This window comes from Microbacterium lacus (genome assembly GCF_039531105.1).
Lineage (GTDB): Bacteria > Actinomycetota > Actinomycetes > Actinomycetales > Microbacteriaceae > Microbacterium > Microbacterium lacus.
On the sequence record NZ_BAAAPK010000001.1, the window covers coordinates 1,699,046 to 1,718,962 of the forward strand.

A 19,917-nucleotide genomic window follows, 5' to 3' on the forward strand; every position below is an offset into this window, starting at 1 on the left:
CTACTGGGCGGCTTCGAAGAGCGTGAGCACCTCGGCCTGCGGATCGGTGAGGGTCAGCGTGACCACCGGGCGGCCGTGCGCGGCGAGCACCGCAGCGTCGCCGGCGGCCTGGGCCCGGATGAGCTGACCGAACGTGAACGGCCGGCCGGGGATCTCGAGGTCGACGTCCGTCTGCTCGAGGATCTGCAGGAACACGCCCGTCGCCGGGCCGCCCTTGTGGAACTGCCCGGTGGAGTGCAGGAAGCGCGGGCCCCACCCGAACGTCGTCGGACGCCCGGAGTCGGCGGCGACGAGTTCGCGCAGGCCCTCGAGCTGCGACAGGCGGTCACGATCCGCGTAGGCCTGGATCGACACGTAGCCGTCCGCCGGCAGCTGTGCCCAGAGGGCGTCGAGCACCCCGGCCACGGTTCCGGAGGCCGCGAGTGCGGCATCCGACACCCGCACTTCGACGCCGTCGAGCGCAAGAGCCGGTGCGGTGTCGGCGGGTCGCTCGTCGAGGAGTCCGCGCGCGGCGACCTTGGCCGATTCGACGTCCGGCTGGTCGAACGGGTTGATGCCGAGCATACGGCCGGAGATGGCGGTCGCGTACTCCCAGACGATGAACTGCGCCGCCAGCGAGCCGCTGATCAGCACTTCGCCGAAGTGATGCTCGCGGAAGTGGAACGCGTTCGCCTCGTCGACGAACCGGACGATCTGCAGGTCGGCCGGCGGGTTCTCGACTTCGGGTGAGACGGGGAGAAGGACGACGGGCAGGATGCCGGTGCCGTTCTTCCCGGTGGACTCCGCGACGAGCTGCTCGATCCAGTCGGGGAGTCCGACGATGTGCGTGCCGTCGGTGACCAGCCCGAGCTTGTCGCGTCGCGGATCCCCTCCGGCGATCGCGGCAGCGAGCACCAGAGCAGGGTTCTCGGGGCTGTCGATCGCCACCTCGAGCAGCGTCGCCTCCGCCTCGTCCAGCAGGGTGGCGATGTCGACGCCCGCGAGGCCGCTCGGGACCAGTCCGAACGCGGTGAGCGCCGAGTATCGACCACCCACCGTCGGATCGGCGTTGAAGACGCGGAATCCCTCGGCGCGCGCGGACACGTCCAGCGGCGAGCCGGGGTCGGTCACGATCACGATGCGGCCCGTGGGCTCGATGCCGATGTCGCGGAACGCGGCCTCGAACACCCGCTTCGCCGAGTCGGTCTCGACGGTGGAGCCGGACTTGGACGACACCACCAGGACGGTCTGCTCGAGTCCGCCTGCCTCGGCATCGCCGTCGACCGCGGCGAGCACCTGGCTCGGCGCGGTCGAGTCGAGGATCACGAGGGGGACCCCGGAGGTCTGCGCGATCACTTCGGGCGCGAGGGACGATCCGCCCATGCCCGCCAGCACCACGCGGGTGACGCCCTGCGCGACCAGTTCGGCGCGGAGCGCCTCGATCTCCGGGACGAGCGGACGCGAGACCGAGACGGCCTGCACCCATCCCAGGCGCTTCGACGCTTCGGGCTCGGCCTCGGGACCCCACAGCGACGAATCGCCGGCGGTGATGCCGGACGCGACCAGATCGGAGATCAGGCCGGGCAGCGTCTCGTTCACGACCTCCTTGACGTCGCCGGTCAGGTGGATCTCGAAAGCCATCAGACTGCGGATGCCGCAGCGGCGGGACCGGCGAGGGCCTGGGCGACCGTGTCCTTGAGCTCGTGCCAGGACGCGATGAACTTCTCGACGCCTTCGTCCTCGAGCACTTGGGTGACGTCGGCGAAGTCGACGCCGACCCCGGCGAGCGCCGCGAAGACCGCGTGTGCGTCGTCGTAGTTCCCGGTGATCGTGTCGCCGGTGACCACACCGTGGTCGAACGTGGCCTCGAGGGTCTTCTCCGGCATCGTGTTGACCGTTCCGGCCGCGACGAGCTCCGTGACGTAGAGGGTGTCCGGCAGCGCCGGGTCCTTCACTCCGGTCGACGCCCACAGGGGACGCTGTACGTTCGCGCCGGCTTCACGAAGGGCGGCGACGCGCGGGGTGGCGAACTCGCCCTCGAACAGCTCGTAGGCCAGACGCGCGTTCGCGACGCCCGCCTTGCTCTTGAGCGCCTCCGCCTCGGGCGTGCCGATCGCGCTGAGCCGCTTGTCGACCTCGGTGTCCACCCGAGAGACGAAGAACGACGCGACGGAGTGGATGCCGGACAGGTCGATGCCCGCCTCCTTCGCCTTCTCGAGGCCGGCCAGGTACGCGTCGATCACCTCGGCGTAGCGCTCCAGGCTGAAGATCAGGGTGACGTTCACCGAGATGCCGGCGCCGATGACCTCGGTGATCGCCGGCAGTCCGGCCAGGGTCGCCGGGATCTTGATGAGCGCGTTGGGACGGTCCACCGTCGCCCACAGCTCCTTGGCCTGCGCGACGGTCGCCTCGGTGTCGTGGGCGAGGTCGGGGGAGACCTCGATCGAGACGCGGCCGTCGACGCCGCCCGTCGCGTCGTAGACGGGACGGAAGATGTCGGATGCCGCGCGGACATCGTCGGTGGTGAGGGTGAAGATCGCGTCGTCCACGGTCGCCCCGCTGCGCGCGAGGTCGCCGATCTGGCCCGCGTACGAGTCCGATCCGGAGCCGATCGCCCCGGCGAAGATCGTCGGGTTCGTGGTGACGCCCACGACGTTGCGCGTGGCGATCAGGTCGGCGAGGTTGCCGGTGATGATCCGGGACCGGGACAGGTCGTCCAGCCAGATGCTGACGCCGGCGTCGGAGAGATTCTTGGTGGGAGTGCTCATGCGTGTGTCTCCTTATTCCGCCGCGGATGCGGCCGCGACGGTCTCGCGCGCCGCATCGACGACAGCTTCGGCGGTGATGCCGAACTTCTCGAACAGGGTCTTGTAGTCAGCCGACGCGCCGAAGTGCTCGATCGAGACGCTCCGACCCTTGTCGCCGACGATGTGGCGCCACGGCATCGCGATGCCCGCTTCGACCGACACCCGGGCGGTGACGGATGCCGGCAGCACGGACTCGCGGTAGGCGGCATCCTGCTCGTCGAACCACTCGAGCGCGGGTGCCGAGACGACGCGGGCGTTGATGCCCTCGGCCGCCAGGGTCTCGCGCGCGGCGACCGCGAGCTGGACTTCGGAGCCGGTCGCGATCAGGATCACGTCGGGCGTTCCGTTCGGCGCCTCGGCCAGGACGTACGCGCCCTTGACCGCGAGGTCCGCCGAGGCGAACGTGTCGCCGGACGCCTCGCCGTCGCCGCGAGCGAACACGGGGATGTTCTGGCGGGTCAGGGCGATGCCGGCGGGGCCGGCGTGGCGGCGCAGCATCTCCAGCCACACCACGGCGGTCTCGTTCGCGTCGCCCGGGCGGACCAGGGTGAAGTTCGGGATGGCCCGCAGCGTCGCGATCTGCTCGATCGGCTGGTGCGTGGGGCCGTCCTCGCCGAGCGCGACGGAGTCGTGCGTCCAGACGAAGATCGACGGGACGTTCATGAGGGCCGCGAGGCGCACCGGCGGACGCATGTAGTCGCTGAAGATCAGGAACGTCCCCCCGAAAGGACGGGTGGGGCCGTGCAGGACGATGCCGTTCACGATCGCGCCCATCGCGTGCTCGCGGATGCCGAAATGCAGCACGCGGCCGTACGGGTCACCGGACCACTCGTGCGTGGACCACTGCGCGGGGATGAACGACTTCGCGCTCTTGATCGTGGTGAGGTTCGACTCGGCGAGGTCGGCGGAGCCGCCCCACAGTTCGGGGAGCTCGGCGGCGAGAGCGTTGATCACGGTGCCGGACGCGGCGCGGGTCGAGACATCCTTGCCCGCTTCGAACACCGGGAGTGCCGCGGCGATGTCGGTCGGCAGCTCGCGGGCGTTCACGCGATCCCACAGCGCCTTGCGCTCGGGGCTCGCTTCCGCCCACGCGTCGAACGCGGTCTGCCACTCGGCGTGCGCGGCGGCGCCGCGCTCACCGAGGCCGCGGGTGTGCGCGAGCACGTCCTCCGCGACGGCGAAGGTCTGCTCGGGGTCGAAGCCGAGGACCTCCTTCGTGGCCTTCAGCTCGTCGGCACCCAGGGCGGAGCCGTGGATCTTCCCGGTGTTCTGCTTGCCGGGCGAGGGCCAGCCGATGATCGTCTTCAGGATGATCAGCGACGGCTTGTCCGTCTCGCCCTTCGCGGCCTCGATCGCGGCGTACAGCGCGGCGGCGTCCTCGACGTACTGACCGGTCTTCTTCCAGTCCACCGTCTGCACGTGCCACCCATACGCCTCGTAGCGCTTCGCGACGTCCTCGGTGAAGGCGACGTTCGTGTCGTCCTCGATCGAGATCTGGTTCGAGTCGTAGATCGCGATGAGGTTGCCGAGGCTCTGGTGCCCCGCAAGGCTCGACGCCTCCGACGTCACGCCTTCTTGCAGGTCGCCGTCGCCGGCGATCACGTACACGAAGTGGTCGAACGGCGACTGGCCCGCGGGGGTCTCCGGGTCGAAGAGCCCGCGCTCGTAGCGCGCGGCGTACGCGAAACCGACCGACGAGGCCAGACCCTGACCGAGCGGGCCAGTCGTGATCTCCACGCCGTCGGTGTGCCCGAACTCGGGGTGTCCGGGGGTCTTGGAGCCCCACGTGCGCAGCGCCTTCAGGTCGTCCAGCTCGAGTCCGAAGCCACCGAGGTACAGCTGCACGTACTGCGTGAGCGACGAGTGACCGGCCGAGAGGATGAACCGGTCGCGCCCGGGCCAATGCACGTCGTTCGGGTCGTGCCGCAGCACGCGCTGGTAGAGCAGGTAGGCGGCCGGGGCGAGGCTCATCGCCGTACCCGGGTGACCGTTGCCGACCTTCTCGACCGCGTCCGCCGCCAGCACGCGAGCGGTGTCCACCGCGCGCCGATCGATTTCATCCCAACGCAGTTCCGACACCGGGCCGCCTTTCTCAGAGGGAGTGCACCCTGGGGTGTGCCGACCTCGTCGCAGAAGGCGGAGGAGTCGCCGGCGCTGGGCGCGCGTGTGGTCTCAGCATAGCGAGTGGTGCCGATCGTCCGAGGACGGTTGACACCGTATGACGATGGTGCGCGGGGCCCTGGCGCGGGCGGGAGTGGGTGCCGGATGACGTAGACTCGAAAGGCTGTTCCAGGCGGTCGAGCGGGGAGTGATGGACACCACGATGACTGCGGGCACGTCTGCCCGCGCCGTACGTCCGTCCTCCCTCGGCCGAACGATCCGGGCGTACATCGCCCTGACCAAGCCCCGGGTCCTCGAGCTTCTGCTCGTGACGACGGTCCCGGTCATGATCCTCGCTGAGGGCGGCTTCCCGAACGTGTGGCTCGTGCTCGCGACGGTCCTCGGGGGATCCCTGAGCGCGGGATCCGCCGCCGCGTTCAACATGTACCTCGATCGGGACATCGACGCCCACATGCAGCGCACCGCCGGGCGTCCGCTCGTCACGGGCGAGGTCTCGCCCCGCGGCGCGCTCGTCTTCGCGTGGACGCTGGCGGCGGCATCCACGATCTGGCTCGCCCTCACGACGAATCTCCTCGCGGCGGGCCTGTCGGCGGCGGCCATCTTCTTCTACGTCGTGATCTACACGATGATCCTCAAGCGACGTACCGAGCAGAACATCGTCTGGGGCGGCATCGCGGGGTGCTTCCCGGTGCTGATCGGCTGGACCGCGGTGACCGGGTCGCTCGCGTGGCCGCCGGTCATCCTGTTCGTGCTGGTGTTCCTGTGGACGCCGCCGCACTATTGGCCCCTCTCGATGAAGTACAAGGATCAGTACGACGAGGTGGACGTGCCGATGCTGGGCGCCACGCGCAACGGTTCGCAGGTGGGTCTGCAGGTCATCCTGTACGCGTGGGCCACGGTCGCCTGCTCGCTGCTGCTGGTCCCGGTGGCCGGGATGGGGCTCGTCTACACCGTGTCGGCGGTCGTGTTCGGCGGGTGGTTCATCTACGAATCGCACCGCCTCTACACGCGCGCGGTGCGCGGCACGGAGCCGCGCCCGATGCGGGTCTTCCACGCGTCGATCACGTACCTCACGCTGCTGTTCGTCGCGATCGCCGTCGATCCGCTGCTGCCGTTCTGAGCCGCGGTCAGTTCTCGCGCGGGAACTGGGCGCGCAGCGCGGTCTCCTCGGCGTCGATGGCCTGCAGAGCCGCGATGATCGCCGGTTCCTGATACCTGCCCTCCTTGCGCGCGGCGAGCACGGCGGCGCGCTCGGCTTCGAGCATGGCGCTGCGCAGGCGGAATTTCGCCTCCAGGTGCGCCACGGACTCGTCCAGCCCGTATGCGTCGAGCGTCTCCCCGAGGAACCCGGCGTCGGCGCGCAGCAGATCCACGACCCGTTCCTCGTCGGGGGTGACCGGCGCCCGCTCGAGGACGTCGATGCCGGCCTGCCGTGCCTCCACCATCAGCAAGCGGCGCTCGTTGAGCTCCTGGGCGAAGCTGGGCTTGGGCAGGTGGAGGGCGCGGATGATCGACGGGAGCAGGAGACCGCCGAGGAGGCTCGCGACGACCACGACGAATGCGAGGAACTGCAGATACTCCCGCAGCGGGGTCTCGGGCGGCAGCAGGAACACGGCGGCCAGCGTCACGACACCGCGCACGCCGGCGGAGGCGACCGCCACCCCGTTGCCCCATGCCCACGCGCGCTCGCGCAGACGCCGCGGCCCCTTGCGGTAGAGCAGAGTCGTGCCCATCACCCACGCGAAGCGCGACGCGACGAGCGCGAGCAGGATGCCGAGGCAGATGAGGACCGTGTGCCAGAAGCCGGGTCCGGCACTCACCGCCCCCTCGAGGATCGATCGGAGATTCAGCCCGATGAACAGGAACACCGCGTTCTCGAGCAGGAACTGGATCGTCCGCCAGTTCAGCCGCTCCGCCACACGCGCTTCGGCTGAGGAGACGGCGGGAGCGCGATAGCCGAGGTACAGCCCCGCGATCACGACGGCGAGCACTCCCGACCCGTGCAGCACGTCGCCGAGCAGGAACGCCGCGAACGGCGTGACCAGCGTCAGGCTCGTATCCAGCACGGGCGAATGCAACCGCGCACGCACCCACGACACGGTGAACCCCGCCAGGAGACCCACGCCGCCGCCGACGAGCACCGCGATCGCGAAGTCGAGGCCGACCTGGACGGGCGAGACGACGCTGACGATCGCGGCGATCGCCGCATTCAGGGCGACGAGCGCGGTCGCATCGTTCAGCAGGCTCTCACCCTCGAGGATCGTCACCACGCGGCGCGGCAGGCCGAGCTTCCCGGCGATCGCGGTGACGGCGATCGCGTCGGTGGGGGCGATCACGGCTGCGAGCGCGAACGCCGCCGCGAGCGTGATCGAGGGGACGAGGGCGAAGGCCGCGAAGCCGACCGCGACGACCGTGAACGCCACGAGCCCGACCGAGAGCAGCAGGATGCTGTCCCGACGGGCTCGGACGTCGATGACGGACGTGCGGATCGCCGCCGCGAACAGCAGCGGCGGGAGTATGCCGTACAGGATGAGCTCGGGCTGCACCTGCACGGGCGGGACGGCGGGGATGAACGAGACCGCCCCGCCGACGATCACCAGGGCGACCGGCGCGGACCACCCGAGCCGGCCGACGACCCCGGTGACCGCGACGGTGGCGATGACGAAGAGGACGATCCAGGTGATCGTCGCGACCGGGTCCATTCAGCCAGTATCGGGCCCGGCGCGCCGAGATTAGTTCTTGGGCTCTGCGGTGACGGGCTCGCCGACGACCGGCTCGTCCGCGATCGTGGGCTGCGCGACCGTCGTCGGCTGCTCGGCGGGCGTGACGTCGGCGACGGGCTCGTCATCGGCGGACCAGTCCATGGCCTCGATGATCTCGACGTCGGTCACGGGCACGAAGGAGCGGACGACCGCGACGACGAGGGTGAGCGCGAGACCCACGATGCCGGTGGCGATCAGGATGCCGCCCACGATCGCCCAGACCTGGCCGACGTACACGTCGACCGGAGTGGCGGTGCCGGCGGTCAGGGCCGTCGACATCGTGCCGAGCGTGCTGACGGTCAGCCACGCGCCGAACGCGACGACGGCGAGGGATCCGACCAGGAGCAGCCAGAACGGGATGCTGCGGATGAGGCTGGGACGAACGGACATGGAGATCTCCTGATCTGACGTGGATGATGTGCGGACCCGGGACAGCCTGGCCCCTGGGCCGGAGTCGAACGTATGCGGAACCGATGAACCCGCTATGAATGCGACGCCTCGGCGAGAGCCGTCAGCGGCCGGCGGACGCGATGGATCCAGCGTACGCCCGGTCCTCCTGGACGAACCCTGCGGGGCGGTTCATGTGCATCAGGACGGCGGTCATGGCGGCGACGAGGAGGACGGCGAGGACCATGTGGATGTTCACCAGGACGATGGGCAGGCCCGTGCGCGCCTGCCACAGCCCCACGACGATCTGGGCGATCTCCACTCCGAGCAGGAGTCCGACCCACAGTCGAAGCCTGAGATCGGGGTCGGTACGCCACGCTCCCGCCAGCAGAAGGACCGTCGCGGCCAGGAGGGCATACGCGGGCCAGGAATGCACGTGCTGCATGAATTCGGGGTCCAGCCCGTTGCGCGCCGCTCCGCCGTCACCGGCGTGCGGTCCCGATCCGGTCACGAGGATGCCCACGACGACGGTGACGGCGACCAGGATGCTCGTGAACCAGCTCAGACGCGCGAACCACGTCGGCACCGCGCGTACACGAGGACCGGGCTGCGCGTAGACCCGGGCGACGAACACGGCGGCGAGGGCGACGAGCACGACGGAGGCGAAGTAGTGCAGGCCGACGACATAGGGGTTGAGGTTCGTGAGCACCGTGATGCCGCCGATGATCGCCTGCACGGGGACGTACAGACCGATCACCAGGGCGAGCCAGAACAGATCGCGACGCTCGCGGCGCATGCGCACCACGAACAGGAACGTCACGATCGCGACCGCGACCAGCACGAACGTCAAGACGCGGTTGCCGAACTCGATCACGCCGTGAATGCCCATCTCGGGCGTGTTCACGAAGGATTCCGGGGTGCAGCGTGGCCACGTGGGGCAGCCGAGACCCGAGCCGGTGAGTCGCACCAGGCCACCCGTGCCCACGATCCCGATCTGCACGACCAGCGTCGCCCACGCCGCGATCTTCACGCGCCGATCGACGCGTGACGGAAGCCGATCGCGCACGCGCGCCAGCGGACCGCGACGGGCGGGGGGGATCGGGTCGTGGGCCACGGGGCCTCGCCTCCTGGGAATGCGCTCCGGGGGGTGCCGGGGAAGGGGCCTGCCATCCGGAGGGAGGCGGGAACCCTGTAGAATCAACGGGTCGGATGCCGCGCGTCGCGCATCGCATCACCGACAAGTGTAGGCGCGCAGGACGGCGCCAGTGATTGGGCCCACCAAGCGGCATCCTCTCCGGGAACTCCCTCGGAGGACAAGGAATGCCGGGGCGGATGACACCGTTGTGGCCCGGAGGAGAGTGTGACGATGTCGGATGTCCTGATCGACCGCCCGGAGCTTGCGAGCCTGGGCCAGTACGAGTTCGGCTGGCACGACGAGGACGCCGCAGGCGCCGTCGCCCAGCGCGGAATCAACGAATCCGTGGTGCGCGGTATCTCCGCGCTCAAGAGCGAGCCCGAGTGGATGCTCAACACGCGCCTGAAGGGCTACCAGCTGTTCGGACGCAAGCCGATGCCGACGTGGGGTGCCGACCTCAGCGAGATCGACTTCGACAACATCAAGTACTTCGTGCGCTCGACCGAGAAGCAGGCGGGCTCCTGGGAGGAGCTTCCCGAGGAGATCCGCAACACGTACGAGCGGCTCGGCATCCCGGAGGCGGAGCGTCAGCGCCTCGTCGCCGGTGTGGCCGCGCAGTACGAGTCCGAGGTCGTCTACCACCAGATCAACGAGCAGCTCGAGGCGCAGGGTGTCATCTTCATGGACACCGACACCGCGCTGCGCGAGCACCCGGAGTTCTTCGAGGAGTACTTCGGCACGGTGATCCCCGCGGGCGACAACAAGTTCGCGGCGCTCAACACCGCGGTGTGGTCGGGCGGATCGTTCGTGTACGTGCCCCCGGGTGTGCACGTCGAGATCCCGCTGCAGGCCTACTTCCGGATCAACACCGAGAACATGGGCCAGTTCGAGCGGACGCTCATCATCGCCGACGAAGGCTCCTACGTGCACTACATCGAAGGATGCACCGCGCCGATCTACAAGAGCGACTCGCTGCACTCGGCCGTCGTCGAGATCATCGTGAAGAAGAACGCCCGCGTCCGGTACACGACGATCCAGAACTGGTCGAACAACGTGTACAACCTCGTCACCAAGCGGGCCGTGGCGCACGAGGGCGCGACGATGGAGTGGATCGACGGCAACATCGGCTCGAAGGTCACGATGAAGTACCCGTCCATCTTCCTGGTCGGCGAGCACGCGAAGGGCGAGACCCTGTCCGTCGCGTTCGCCGGTCCCGGTCAGCACCAGGACGCCGGCGCCAAGATGATCCACATGGCGCCGTACACGCAGTCCTCGATCGTCTCCAAGTCGATCGCCCGCGGTGGTGGCCGGGCCGGGTATCGCGGCGAGGTGCGGGTGGACGCGAACGCGCACCACTCTGCCAACACCGTGCGCTGCGATGCGCTCCTGGTCGACACGATCTCCCGATCGGACACGTACCCGGCGATCGACATCCGCGTCGACGACGTGCAACTCGGGCACGAGGCCACCGTCTCGAAGGTCAGTGAGGAACAGCTGTTCTACCTCATGAGCCGCGGCCTGCCCGAGGACGAGGCCATGGCGATGATCGTGCGCGGATTCATCGAGCCGATCGCCCGCGAACTGCCCATGGAGTACGCCATGGAGCTCAACAAGCTCATCGAGATGGGCATGGAAGGATCGGTCGGCTAGATGACGGCCACGACGCAGGCGCCCCCCGTGGTGCCGGGTTCCACCGCGCACACAGACGGACGCTGGGTTCCGATCCAGACGCGTTCGGAACGCCCCACGTCCACCGACCCGACCGACTTCCCGGTCCCCACGGGTCGTGAGGTGAACTGGAAGCACACCCCGACCGATCGGATCGGCGCGCTGTTCGCCGACGAGGCGGGTCCCCACGGTGTTGTCGAGGTGTCGGTCTCCGCGCCCGACGCCGTCCAGCAGCTCGTCCTGCGCAAGGGAGACGCTCCTCGTGGTGAGGTCTTCGTCCCCGAGGACCGCCCGAGCGCGATCGCGTGGTCGCACGAGGAGGAGGCCCCGCTGCTGCGGATTCCGGCCGACGTCGAGCTGGACGAGCCCGTCGTGATCGATCTGGTCGGCACCGGCGGCGTGGCTCACGCGCACGTGATCCTCGAAGCGATGCCGCACTCGCGCGGCACGGTCGTCCTCCGCCATTCCGGGACTGCTCAGCACGCGCAGAACGTCGAGATCATCGTCCGTGACGGTGCCCACCTGGAGGTCGTCTCCGTCCAGCAGTGGGACGACGACGCCGTGCACCTGTCCGCGCATCAGGCGCGCGTCGATCGCGACGCCACGCTGCGGCACATCGTGGTCAGCTTCGGCGGCGGCGTCGTGCGGGTGAACCCCAGCGTCGAACTGGCCGGTACCGGCTCGCGCGGTGAACTGTACGGCCTGAGTTACTCCGACGCCGGGCAGCACCTGGAGAGCCAGGTGTACCTGCACCACAAGGGCGCCGAGACCAGCGGTGACGTGCTCTACAAGGGGGCACTGCAGGGCGAGGGTGCGCGCAGCGTCTGGATCGGCGACGTGCTGATCGGCCCCGACGCCGTCGGCACCGATTCCTACGAGGCGAACCGCAACCTCGTGCTGACCGACGGTGCGCGCGCGGATTCGATCCCGAACCTCGAGATCGAGACCGGCGACATCCGGGGCGCGGGCCACGCCAGCGCGACCGGACGCTTCGACGACGAGCAGCTCTTCTACCTCCAGTCGCGCGGAATCCGCGAGGACGAAGCACGGCGACTCGTCGTGCTGGGGTTCCTCAGCGACATCGTCCAGCGCATCGGCATTCCCGAGCTCGAGGCCGAGCTGCACCAGGCCATCGAGCGAGAACTCCAGGAAGGAGCGGCCTCGTGACCGCGACCCGTGTCTGCGCCCTGAGTGAGCTCGAACAGGACTCGGCCCTGCGCGTCGAGGTCGACGGCGTCGCGATCTGCGTCGTGCGCGACTCCAATGACGAGGTCCACGCGATCGGCGACGTCTGCACCCACGGTGACATCTCGCTCGCCGAGGGCTTCGTCGACGGCGACACGATCGAATGCTGGGCGCACGGCTCGGCGTTCTCGCTCCTCTCGGGGCGCCCCCTGAACCTCCCCGCGTACGAGCCGGTCCCGGTCTTCGCGGTCACCATCGACGGCGACGATGTGCTCATCGACCCTGCCGTGAAAAAAGAAGTCTGAAGGAAGAAGCCTGCATGTCAGTCCTCGAGATCCGCGACCTCCACGTGACGGTCGAGACGGATGCCGGAACCACGCCCATCCTCAACGGCGTCACCCTCACGATCCGCAAGGGCGAGACCCACGCGATCATGGGTCCCAACGGCTCCGGCAAGTCCACGCTGGCGTACACGATCGCCGGCCACCCCAAGTACACCGTCACCTCCGGGTCGATCACGTTCGACGGTGAGGACGTCCTCGCGATGAGCGTGGACGAGCGCGCCCGCGCGGGACTCTTCCTCGCGATGCAGTACCCCGTCGAGATCCCGGGCGTGACCGTGACGAACTTCCTCCGCACGGCCAAGACGGCGATCGACGGCGAAGCGCCCGCGATCCGCACCTGGACCAAGGACGTCAAGCAGTCCATGAAGAACCTGCGCATGGACCCGAAGTTCGCTCAGCGCAACGTGAACGAGGGGTTCTCCGGCGGCGAGAAGAAGCGCCACGAGATCCTGCAGCTCGAGCTGCTGCAGCCGCAGATCGCCGTCCTCGACGAGACGGACTCGGGTCTGGACGTGGACGCGCTCAAGATCGTCTCCGAGGGCGTCAACCGGGCCAAGGAGAGCACCGACCTCGGTGTCCTGCTCATCACGCACTACACGCGCATCCTCCGCTACATCCGCCCGGACTTCGTCCACGTCATGGTCGCCGGCCGCATCGTCGAGGAGGGCGGCTCCGAGCTCGCCGACCGCCTGGAGGACGAGGGCTACGACCGCTTCATCGAGCCCGTCCTCGAGGGTGAAGCGTAGGCTTCGAGCATGACCGCGACGCTCGCACCCGAGAAGTACGACGAGGTCCAGGAAGCCCTCAAGGACGTCATGGACCCCGAGCTGGGGATCAACGTCGTCGACCTGGGGCTCATCTACGACCTGAGCTGGGATGACGAGAACGATGCCCTTGTCATCCACATGACGCTCACGAGTGCCGGATGCCCCCTCACCGACGTTCTCGAGGAGCAGACCGCGCAGGCCCTGGACGAGGTCGTGGAGCGATTCCGCATCAATTGGGTGTGGATGCCGCCGTGGGGTCCTGAGCGCATCACCGACGACGGGCGCGACATGATGCGTGCGCTCGGATTCGCCATCTGAGTGTCGGTTTCTGACACGCCATCGGGCCGTCCGCGCTGTGCTCGGTAGGCTCGGAGGAGTGAGCGTCACCCCCCTCCAGGCCCTTCCCCTCGACGAGCTGAGGCAGCGGTCCAGCACGAAATGGCGGAAGTATCCCGCCGATGTGCTGCCGCTCTTCGTGGCCGAACTGGACTACGAGCTGGCACCGGAGATCACGCGCGTCCTCGCGGAGGCCGTTCGACGCGGCGACACCGGATACACGCCGCCGGACCCCGGCATCCGCGAAGCCTTCGTGGAGTTCTCCCGCCGCCGGTTCGGCTGGAAGGTCGACCCGGACCACGTGTTCTGGACAGGCGATGTGATGATGGGCGTCGTCGAGATCCTGCGGAGGGTCATCGCGCCGGGGGAGCGCGTCGTCGTGATGACGCCGGTCTACCCGCCCTTCTTCGATACGGTCGAGGAAGCAGGCGGTGTCGTCGAACGCGTACCCCTCGAGCGTGTCGACGGCGGCTGGCGGATCGATCTGCCCGGCATCCGCAGCGCTCTGCAGAACGGCGCGCGCGCGGTGCTTCTGTGCAATCCGCACAACCCCACCGGCACCGTGCACTCCCGAGAGAGCCTGTCGGCCCTCGCGGCCCTCGCGGCGGAATTCGGCGCCGTCGTCGTCAGCGACGAGATCCACGGGCCGCTCGCGCACGACGGGCACACGTTCGTGCCGTTCCTGGACGCCTCGCCGACCGCCACCGAGGTCGGGTACGCCGTGACGAGCGCGAGCAAGACGTACAACCTCGCGGGCCTCAAGTGCGCCGTGATGGTCGCCGGCGCGGAACCGCAGGCGCGCACGTTGCGCGCGCTGCCCGCCGAAGTCGAGTGGCGGACGGGCCTCTTCGGGGCGCTCGCGAACGTCGCCGCCTACGCGCCCGAGAGCGACGCGTGGCTCGACGCACTGCTCGCGGCGCTCGGGCAGAATCGGGCGCTGCTGGTCGACCTGCTCGCGGAGCATCTTCCGCTCGCACGTTTCGACGCTCCGGATGCCGGGTTCCTCGCGTGGGTGGACGTGTCGGCGTACGGGTGGGGCGAGAACCCGTCTCCGCACATCCGCCGTCAGGCGAAGGTGGCGCTGCACCACGGCCCGCTCTTCGGGGCCGAGGGCGCGGGTCACGTGCGCATCAACTTCGGATGCTCGCCCGACGTGTTGACGGAGGCTGTCCGCCGCGTCGCCGGGATCGTGCCGGCGTGAGCCGGGTGCACCCGCGAACCGACGCGAGCATCTGGTCGCCCGAATACGTCTGGGTCACGATCGGCGCCGTCGCGCTCATCTTCCTCGCGGCGATGCAGGCGCTGGCCGTCACGACGGTCATGCCCGTCGTGAGCGCCGATCTGGACGGAGACGCCCTGTATGCCGTCGCCTTCGCGGGCACCCTCGCGACGAGCGTGATCGGGATGGTGGCGGCGGGGGCATGGAGCGATCGGTCGGGGCCGCGCGGACCGCTGTACGTGTCCGTCGCGCTGTTCGTGATCGGGCTCGTGATCGCAGGGCTCGCGACGACGATGCCGATGCTCGTCGTGGGACGCCTCGTTCAGGGTCTCGGGACAGGTGGACAGACCGTCGCGCTGTACGTCGTCGTGGCGCGTGTGTATCCGCCCGCGACGCACGGCCGGGTTTTCGCCGCGTTCTCCGCCGCCTGGGTCGTCCCCTCCCTCATCGGACCGTTCCTCGCGGGCGCGGTGGCCGAGTACCTGCACTGGCGGTGGGTCTTCCTCGGCGTCGCGGTCCTGACCGCCGTCGCTTTCGCGATGGTGGCACTGCGCCTGCATCACACCCCGTTGCACACCGACGAGCCGTCCGAGGGGGGCAGGCGTGCCGTCGCCGCGCGGCTGGCATGTGCCGTCGCGCTGGCGCTCGGGGCGCTCGGTCTGAGCCTGGCGGGCGAGGCCGCTGGATGGGCGCCGGGCGTGGTCGCGGCATCCGTCGTCGTGATCGCCCTCGCCGCCCGCCCGCTCCTGCCGCGGCGGACGCTGCTGTCGGGGCGAGGTCTGCCGAGCGTGATCCTCATGCGCGGCCTGATCGCGGGGGCGCTCTTCGGCGCGGAGATCTACGTGCCGTACCTCCTCATCGCCGACTACGACTTCTCACCGACCTGGGCGGGGCTCGGGCTCACCGCGGCGGCGCTCCTCTGGGCGGCTTCCGCCTATGTGCAGGGCCGCTTCGGAGACCGCATCGGCAACCGCCGCATCACCCTGATCGGGACGACGCTGCTGCTGTCTGCGGTGCTCAGCGCGGCGGCGACGGCGGCCTGGCACCTGAGCCCCGTCGTCCTGATCGCGGGATGGGCTCTCGCCGGTGCCGGCATGGGGCTCATGTACCCCCGGCTGACGGTGCTCACGCTCGCGTACTCGACGCCGCAGAACCAGGGTTTCAACTCCTCGGCGCTGTCGATCTCGGACGCGATCGGCGCGTCGGCGGCGATCGCCGCGATGGGACTCACGTTCGTCGCGCTGGCGGGGACGTCGGCGGCCTTCCCGGCGGTGTTCGCCGTCGCCGCGGCGCTGGCCCTGGCCGGACTGATCCCGGGCCTGCGGCTGGGACACGCGAGCGAGCGACGCTGACCGATCAGTTCTCGGCGCGGCCGTCGCGCCAGTAGCCCATGAATGCCACGGCGCGCCGGTCCACACCGTGCTCGGCGACCAGGTGTCGGCGGAGGGCTTTGATCGCGCCGGATTCGCCCGCGAGCCACGCGTAGAGCGGCGCACGCTTGAGCGCGGCCCCGCCTTTCGCCGTGCGCGGGACCTCCCACAGGATGCCGGCGTCGATGTCCACCTCTTCCACGGGGGTGGCCGCCCCGGCGGGGACGAGCGCGTCCGCGACGGTCTCCACGGCGGGGATCAGGTGCGAGTGCCTGTCGCGGTCTTCGCGGGCGTGCACGTGGTAGACGAAGCCGGGATGCACCGGCAGGTAGTCCGCATCCCGCTCGTGCGGCAACTCCATCACCACGACTCCGGTCGCCGTGCGAGGGAGCTGCTCGAGGATGACGGCGATCGCCGGCGCCGCCGTCTCGTCTCCGGCCAGGAGCAGCGTGTCCACGTGTGCGGGCGGTACGAAATCGATCCCGTAGCTCACCCCCGTGTGCGCGGTGGTCGGCGCGAAGATCAGCACCTCGTCGCCGACGGACGCCGAGGCGATCCAGGCGGATGCCGGACCACGGACGTCGTGCGCGACCATGTCGATCTCGACCTGGGCCTCCTCCCGGCGCACGCGCCGGGTCGTGTAGGTGCGGAACGGCGGCCGGGCATCCTCCGGGAGGTCGCGCCAGCGCAAGTACCAGTCCTCACCCAGCGGCATCGCGGCCAGCGGAGCGGCGACGGTGGGGAAGACGACCTTCACGCGCTGGTCGAAGCCCGGGTCACCGTACTCGGCCAGGTCCGGACCGGTGAAGGTGAACCGGCGGAAGCTCGGCGTGAGGTCGGTGACGGCGGTCACCGTGGCGTGGAAGAAGCGATTCGTGACCGGGGGAGCGGCGACGGCTGTCATGGGTTCCTCGTTCGTCGAGAGCGTTCGGCGGGGTCAGGCGGGGCTGATCACGTGATGGCGGCCGCGGGGGAGCACCATCGGCGTTCCGGAGACGGGGTCGGGCACCACGAGCGCCTCGAGCTCGAACACGTCGCGGATGAGTTCGCTCGTAAGCACCTCGGCCGGCCGCCCGCCGGTGACCACGCGTCCGTCGCGGAGGGCGAAGAGATGATCCGCGTAGCGCGCGGCGAGGTTGATGTCGTGCAGGACCATCACGATGGTCGTTCCCTGCTCGCGATTGAGGTCGGTCAGCAGGTCCAGCACCTCGATCTGGTGGGTCAGGTCGAGGAACGTCGTCGGTTCATCCAGCAGCAGGATGTCCGTCTCCTGCGCGAGCGCCATCGCGATCCACACCCGCTGACGCTGGCCGCCGGAGAGTTCGTCCACCGAGCGGTCGGCGAATTCCGTGATCCCGGTGGCGGCCAGCGACCGGGCGACGACGTCGTAGTCGTGGGCGGTGAAACGGGCGAGCATCCGCTGGTGCGGGTGCCGGCCGCGGCCCACGAGATCGGCCACGGCGATCCCCTCCGGCGCGACGGGGCTCTGCGGCAGAAGACCGAGCGTACGGGCGATCTCCTTCGTCGGCCGGCCGTGCAGTGCCTTGCCGTCCAGGATCACCTGGCCCGAGCGGGGACTGATCAGCCGGGCCAGCGCACGCAGCAGCGTGGACTTGCCGCATCCGTTCGCGCCGACGATCGCGGTGATCGCACCGGAGGGGATCGTCAGATCCAGTCCGTCGACGATCACCCGGTCGCCGTAGGCGAGGGAGAGGGACTCGGCGGAAAGCCGATGCGGTTCGGTCATATCGACGCTCCCGAGCGGTTGATGCGGATGAGCAGGAAGACCAGGTAGGGCGCGCCCAGGACGCCGGTGATCACCCCGACCGGGTACCGGTTCTCGAAGGCGAACTGACCGATCAGGTCGGCGAGCAGCACGAGAAGCGCTCCGACGAATCCTGCGGGGAGGAGAAGGGAGCCGCCCGAGCCGACGACGCGCGCCGCGATGGGACCGGCCATGAATGCGACGAACGCGATCGGTCCCGTCGCCGCCGTCGCGAACGCGAGGAGCGCGACGGCGCCGATGATCAGCAGGACCCGGGTCCGCGTCACCTCGACGCCGAGACTCGCTGCCGAGTCATCGCCCAGGCGCAGCATCCCGAGCCCGCGTCCCTGCGTGAGCAGGAGGGGGACCAGGACGGCGGTCGCGATCGCGAGCGGCAGGACGGCCTGCCACGTCGCGCCGTTGAGACTCCCGGTGAGCCACTGCATCGCCGTCTGCAGGTCCCAGGCGGCCGCGCGGGAGAGGACATACGTGATCGCGCTGTCCAGCATCGCCGCCACACCGATCCCGATGAGGATCAGGCGGGCGCCGGCGAATCCGCCGCGATGGGAGAGCAGGTAGATCACCGCGGCGGTGACCAGGGCTCCGGCGAGGGCGAGGAAGGACACCGCCGTCTCGTTCAGCGACAGCACGATGATCCCGTACACGGCCGCAAGGCTCGCCCCGGAGCTGATCCCGATGATGTCGGGGGAGGCGAGCGGATTGCGCAGCAGCGTCTGGAACGTCGTTCCCGCGATGCCGAACGCGAAGCCCGCGAGGATCGCCATCGTCGCGCGTGGCAGGCGCAGTTCGCCCACCGTGAAGGACGCACCCGGAACCGTCTCGCCGAGCACGACGCGGAAGACCTCGACGGGAGTGTAGAAGGATCGTCCGACCATCAGCGTGAGCGCGAACGTCACGACCAGGAGCACGGCGAGGGTGGCGATCACGAACGTGCGGGAGCGGCGGCGGGCACGGATGCCGGCGGCGACGGTGAGCGCGGTCACAGCTCGCGCACCCTCTGCCGACGCACGATCCAGATGAACAGGGGCGCGCCGATGAACGCGGTGATGATGCCGACCTCGATCTCCTCGGGGCGCGCCACGATTCGGCCGAGGACATCGGCCGCGACCAGGAGCGCGGCGCCTGAGATCGCGGTGAACGGGAGCAGCCAGCGGTGGTCGGTGCCGACCAGAAGCCGGCACATGTGCGGGATCACGAGTCCGACGAACGCGATGGGACCGGCGACGGCGGTCGCCGCGCCGCACAGGATCACCGCGCCCGCGGCGGCGAGCAGCCGCGTACGGAACACATTCTCGCCGAGCCCGGCGGCCAGGTCGTCGCCGAGGGCGAGCGAGTTCATCCCCCTCGCGCACAGCACGCAGATGAGCGCGCCGGCGGCCAGGGCCGGCAGGACGAGGCCGATCCGGTCCCACGTCGCACCTCCGACACCGCCGATCTGCCAGAAGCGGAACGTCTCCATCGCGTCGACGCGGGGGAGGAGGATCGCGCTGGTGAGCGACGCGAACGCGGCTGAGATCGCCGCGCCGGCGAGGGTGAGTTTGAGCGGCGTCGCGCCGCCGCGGCCGAGCGACCCGACCGCGTAGACGAAGACCGCTGCGGCAGCCGCTCCGATGATCGCGACGACCATGTACGCTACCGGATCCGACATCCCGAAGAAGACGATGCCGAACACCACCGCGAGCGCGGCGCCGCCGGAGACGCCCAGGATCCCGGGGTCGGCGAGCGGGTTGCGTGTGACGGCCTGCATTCCGGTGCCGGCCATCCCGAGGGCGGCGCCGACGAGCAGGGCGAGCACCGTGCGGGGGATGCGGGCCTGGACGGCTGCCTGGGCTATGCCGTCCGCGCCGCCGCCCAGCCCCGCGATGAGGTCCGCGAGCGTCACTTCGCGCACGCCGAACGCGACGGACAGCGCACACAGCACCGTCAGCACGCCGGCGCCGGCCGCCAGCCACGCGACGCGCACCGCCGCCGGGCGCCGCAGGGAAGCGGCATCCGGCAGCGGTGTACGCGTCGCGGCGAGGGTCACTCGGACGTTCCGTCGATCGTGCGGC

At 69.7% G+C, this 19,917-nt stretch carries 18 protein-coding genes; 8 read left to right on the forward strand and 10 right to left on the reverse strand.

Translation table 11 applies throughout. The features are described 5' to 3' along the window. The 3 genes from ABD197_RS08020 to tkt are packed head-to-tail and all read right to left on the reverse strand — an operon-like array spanning position 1 to position 4,865. The gene (locus ABD197_RS08020; protein ID WP_344053348.1) at positions 1–1,620 is read right to left on the reverse strand and encodes a glucose-6-phosphate isomerase; all 1,620 of its coding nucleotides are present in this window, start codon (positions 1,618–1,620) and stop codon (positions 1–3) included. Continuing rightward, a complete protein-coding gene (tal, locus tag ABD197_RS08025; RefSeq protein WP_344053350.1) occupies positions 1,620–2,747 on the reverse strand; it encodes a transaldolase in 1,128 nt (375 codons plus the stop codon). Before tal ends, ABD197_RS08020 begins: the two co-directional genes overlap by 1 nt. Before the next feature lie 12 nt (positions 2,748–2,759). Beyond that, positions 2,760–4,865, reverse strand: a complete 2,106-nt coding sequence (tkt, locus tag ABD197_RS08030) for a transketolase (RefSeq protein ID WP_344053352.1) — start codon at positions 4,863–4,865, stop codon at positions 2,760–2,762. A gap of 244 nt (positions 4,866–5,109) precedes the next feature. On the opposite strand from tkt, the gene ABD197_RS08035 reads away from it, so the two are divergent. After that, on the forward strand, positions 5,110–6,027 hold the full coding sequence (locus ABD197_RS08035) for a heme o synthase (RefSeq protein ID WP_344055819.1): 918 nt from the start codon (positions 5,110–5,112) through the stop codon (positions 6,025–6,027). A gap of 7 nt (positions 6,028–6,034) precedes the next feature. Here the strand turns inward: ABD197_RS08035 and ABD197_RS08040 are convergent, their stop codons facing one another. From ABD197_RS08040 to ABD197_RS08050, 3 genes are all read right to left on the reverse strand, one after another. Next, positions 6,035–7,609, reverse strand: coding sequence for a cation:proton antiporter (locus ABD197_RS08040; RefSeq protein WP_344053354.1), 1,575 nt, complete (start codon positions 7,607–7,609; stop codon positions 6,035–6,037). A 30-nt stretch (positions 7,610–7,639) separates the two neighbouring features. Then, the gene (locus tag ABD197_RS08045) at positions 7,640–8,059 is read right to left on the reverse strand and encodes a dinucleotide-utilizing enzyme (protein WP_344053355.1); all 420 of its coding nucleotides are present in this window, start codon (positions 8,057–8,059) and stop codon (positions 7,640–7,642) included. A 121-nt stretch (positions 8,060–8,180) separates the two neighbouring features. After that, on the reverse strand, positions 8,181–9,170 hold the full coding sequence (locus ABD197_RS08050) for a COX15/CtaA family protein (RefSeq protein ID WP_344053357.1): 990 nt from the start codon (positions 9,168–9,170) through the stop codon (positions 8,181–8,183). Between the two features lie 252 nt (positions 9,171–9,422). On the opposite strand from ABD197_RS08050, the gene sufB reads away from it, so the two are divergent. Genes sufB through ABD197_RS08085 form a run of 7 tightly spaced genes read left to right on the forward strand, consistent with a single transcriptional unit; the run spans position 9,423 to position 16,062 of the window. Further along, the gene (gene sufB, locus ABD197_RS08055) at positions 9,423–10,841 is read left to right on the forward strand and encodes a Fe-S cluster assembly protein SufB (protein ID WP_344053359.1); all 1,419 of its coding nucleotides are present in this window, start codon (positions 9,423–9,425) and stop codon (positions 10,839–10,841) included. Beyond that, on the forward strand, positions 10,842–12,026 hold the full coding sequence (sufD, locus tag ABD197_RS08060) for a Fe-S cluster assembly protein SufD (protein ID WP_344053361.1): 1,185 nt from the start codon (positions 10,842–10,844) through the stop codon (positions 12,024–12,026). Beyond that, complete coding sequence (locus ABD197_RS08065; RefSeq protein ID WP_344053363.1) at positions 12,023–12,349, forward strand: non-heme iron oxygenase ferredoxin subunit; 327 nt, start codon at positions 12,023–12,025, stop codon at positions 12,347–12,349. The genes sufD and ABD197_RS08065 overlap by 4 nt, the downstream gene beginning before the upstream one ends. Positions 12,350–12,363: 14 nt before the next feature. After that, complete coding sequence (gene sufC / locus ABD197_RS08070) at positions 12,364–13,134, forward strand: Fe-S cluster assembly ATPase SufC (RefSeq protein ID WP_344053365.1); 771 nt, start codon at positions 12,364–12,366, stop codon at positions 13,132–13,134. Positions 13,135–13,143: 9 nt separating this feature from the next. Then, positions 13,144–13,473, forward strand: a complete 330-nt coding sequence (locus tag ABD197_RS08075) for a metal-sulfur cluster assembly factor (RefSeq protein ID WP_344053367.1) — start codon at positions 13,144–13,146, stop codon at positions 13,471–13,473. 58 nt (positions 13,474–13,531) lie between these two features. Then, a complete protein-coding gene (locus ABD197_RS08080) occupies positions 13,532–14,692 on the forward strand; it encodes a MalY/PatB family protein (RefSeq protein WP_344053369.1) in 1,161 nt (386 codons plus the stop codon). After that, on the forward strand, positions 14,689–16,062 hold the full coding sequence (locus ABD197_RS08085; RefSeq protein WP_344053371.1) for an MFS transporter: 1,374 nt from the start codon (positions 14,689–14,691) through the stop codon (positions 16,060–16,062). The genes ABD197_RS08080 and ABD197_RS08085 overlap by 4 nt, the downstream gene beginning before the upstream one ends. A 4-nt stretch (positions 16,063–16,066) precedes the next feature. On the opposite strand, the gene ABD197_RS08090 is transcribed toward ABD197_RS08085, so the two are convergent. The 4 genes from ABD197_RS08090 to ABD197_RS08105 are packed head-to-tail and all read right to left on the reverse strand — an operon-like array spanning position 16,067 to position 19,892. Continuing rightward, entirely contained in the window at positions 16,067–16,984 is a 918-nt protein-coding gene (locus ABD197_RS08090; protein WP_344053373.1) for a siderophore-interacting protein, read from the reverse strand. A gap of 33 nt (positions 16,985–17,017) precedes the next feature. Further along, positions 17,018–17,827, reverse strand: a complete 810-nt coding sequence (locus ABD197_RS08095) for an ABC transporter ATP-binding protein (protein ID WP_344053375.1) — start codon at positions 17,825–17,827, stop codon at positions 17,018–17,020. Continuing rightward, complete coding sequence (locus tag ABD197_RS08100; RefSeq protein ID WP_344053377.1) at positions 17,824–18,849, reverse strand: FecCD family ABC transporter permease; 1,026 nt, start codon at positions 18,847–18,849, stop codon at positions 17,824–17,826. The genes ABD197_RS08095 and ABD197_RS08100 overlap by 4 nt, the downstream gene beginning before the upstream one ends. Then, a complete protein-coding gene (locus tag ABD197_RS08105) occupies positions 18,846–19,892 on the reverse strand; it encodes a FecCD family ABC transporter permease (protein ID WP_344053380.1) in 1,047 nt (348 codons plus the stop codon). Before ABD197_RS08105 ends, ABD197_RS08100 begins: the two co-directional genes overlap by 4 nt. Positions 19,893–19,917: the final 25 nt, after the last annotated feature.

What these genes read in the sequence shown, in the direction of transcription:
- ABD197_RS08020 (WP_344053348.1), bottom strand. Translation starts at nt 1,620, where the DNA reads ATGGCTTTCGAGATCCACCTGACCGGCGACGTCAAGGAGGTCGTGAAC.
- tal (WP_344053350.1), bottom strand. Translation starts at nt 2,747, where the DNA reads ATGAGCACTCCCACCAAGAATCTCTCCGACGCCGGCGTCAGCATCTGG.
- ABD197_RS08035 (WP_344055819.1), top strand. Translation starts at nt 5,110, where the DNA reads ATGACTGCGGGCACGTCTGCCCGCGCCGTACGTCCGTCCTCCCTCGGC.
- ABD197_RS08040 (WP_344053354.1), bottom strand. Translation starts at nt 7,609, where the DNA reads ATGGACCCGGTCGCGACGATCACCTGGATCGTCCTCTTCGTCATCGCC.
- ABD197_RS08045 (WP_344053355.1), bottom strand. Translation starts at nt 8,059, where the DNA reads ATGTCCGTTCGTCCCAGCCTCATCCGCAGCATCCCGTTCTGGCTGCTC.
- sufB (WP_344053359.1), top strand. Translation starts at nt 9,423, where the DNA reads ATGTCGGATGTCCTGATCGACCGCCCGGAGCTTGCGAGCCTGGGCCAG.
- sufD (WP_344053361.1), top strand. Translation starts at nt 10,842, where the DNA reads ATGACGGCCACGACGCAGGCGCCCCCCGTGGTGCCGGGTTCCACCGCG.
- sufC (WP_344053365.1), top strand. Translation starts at nt 12,364, where the DNA reads ATGTCAGTCCTCGAGATCCGCGACCTCCACGTGACGGTCGAGACGGAT.
- ABD197_RS08075 (WP_344053367.1), top strand. Translation starts at nt 13,144, where the DNA reads ATGACCGCGACGCTCGCACCCGAGAAGTACGACGAGGTCCAGGAAGCC.
- ABD197_RS08090 (WP_344053373.1), bottom strand. Translation starts at nt 16,984, where the DNA reads ATGACAGCCGTCGCCGCTCCCCCGGTCACGAATCGCTTCTTCCACGCC.
- ABD197_RS08095 (WP_344053375.1), bottom strand. Translation starts at nt 17,827, where the DNA reads ATGACCGAACCGCATCGGCTTTCCGCCGAGTCCCTCTCCCTCGCCTAC.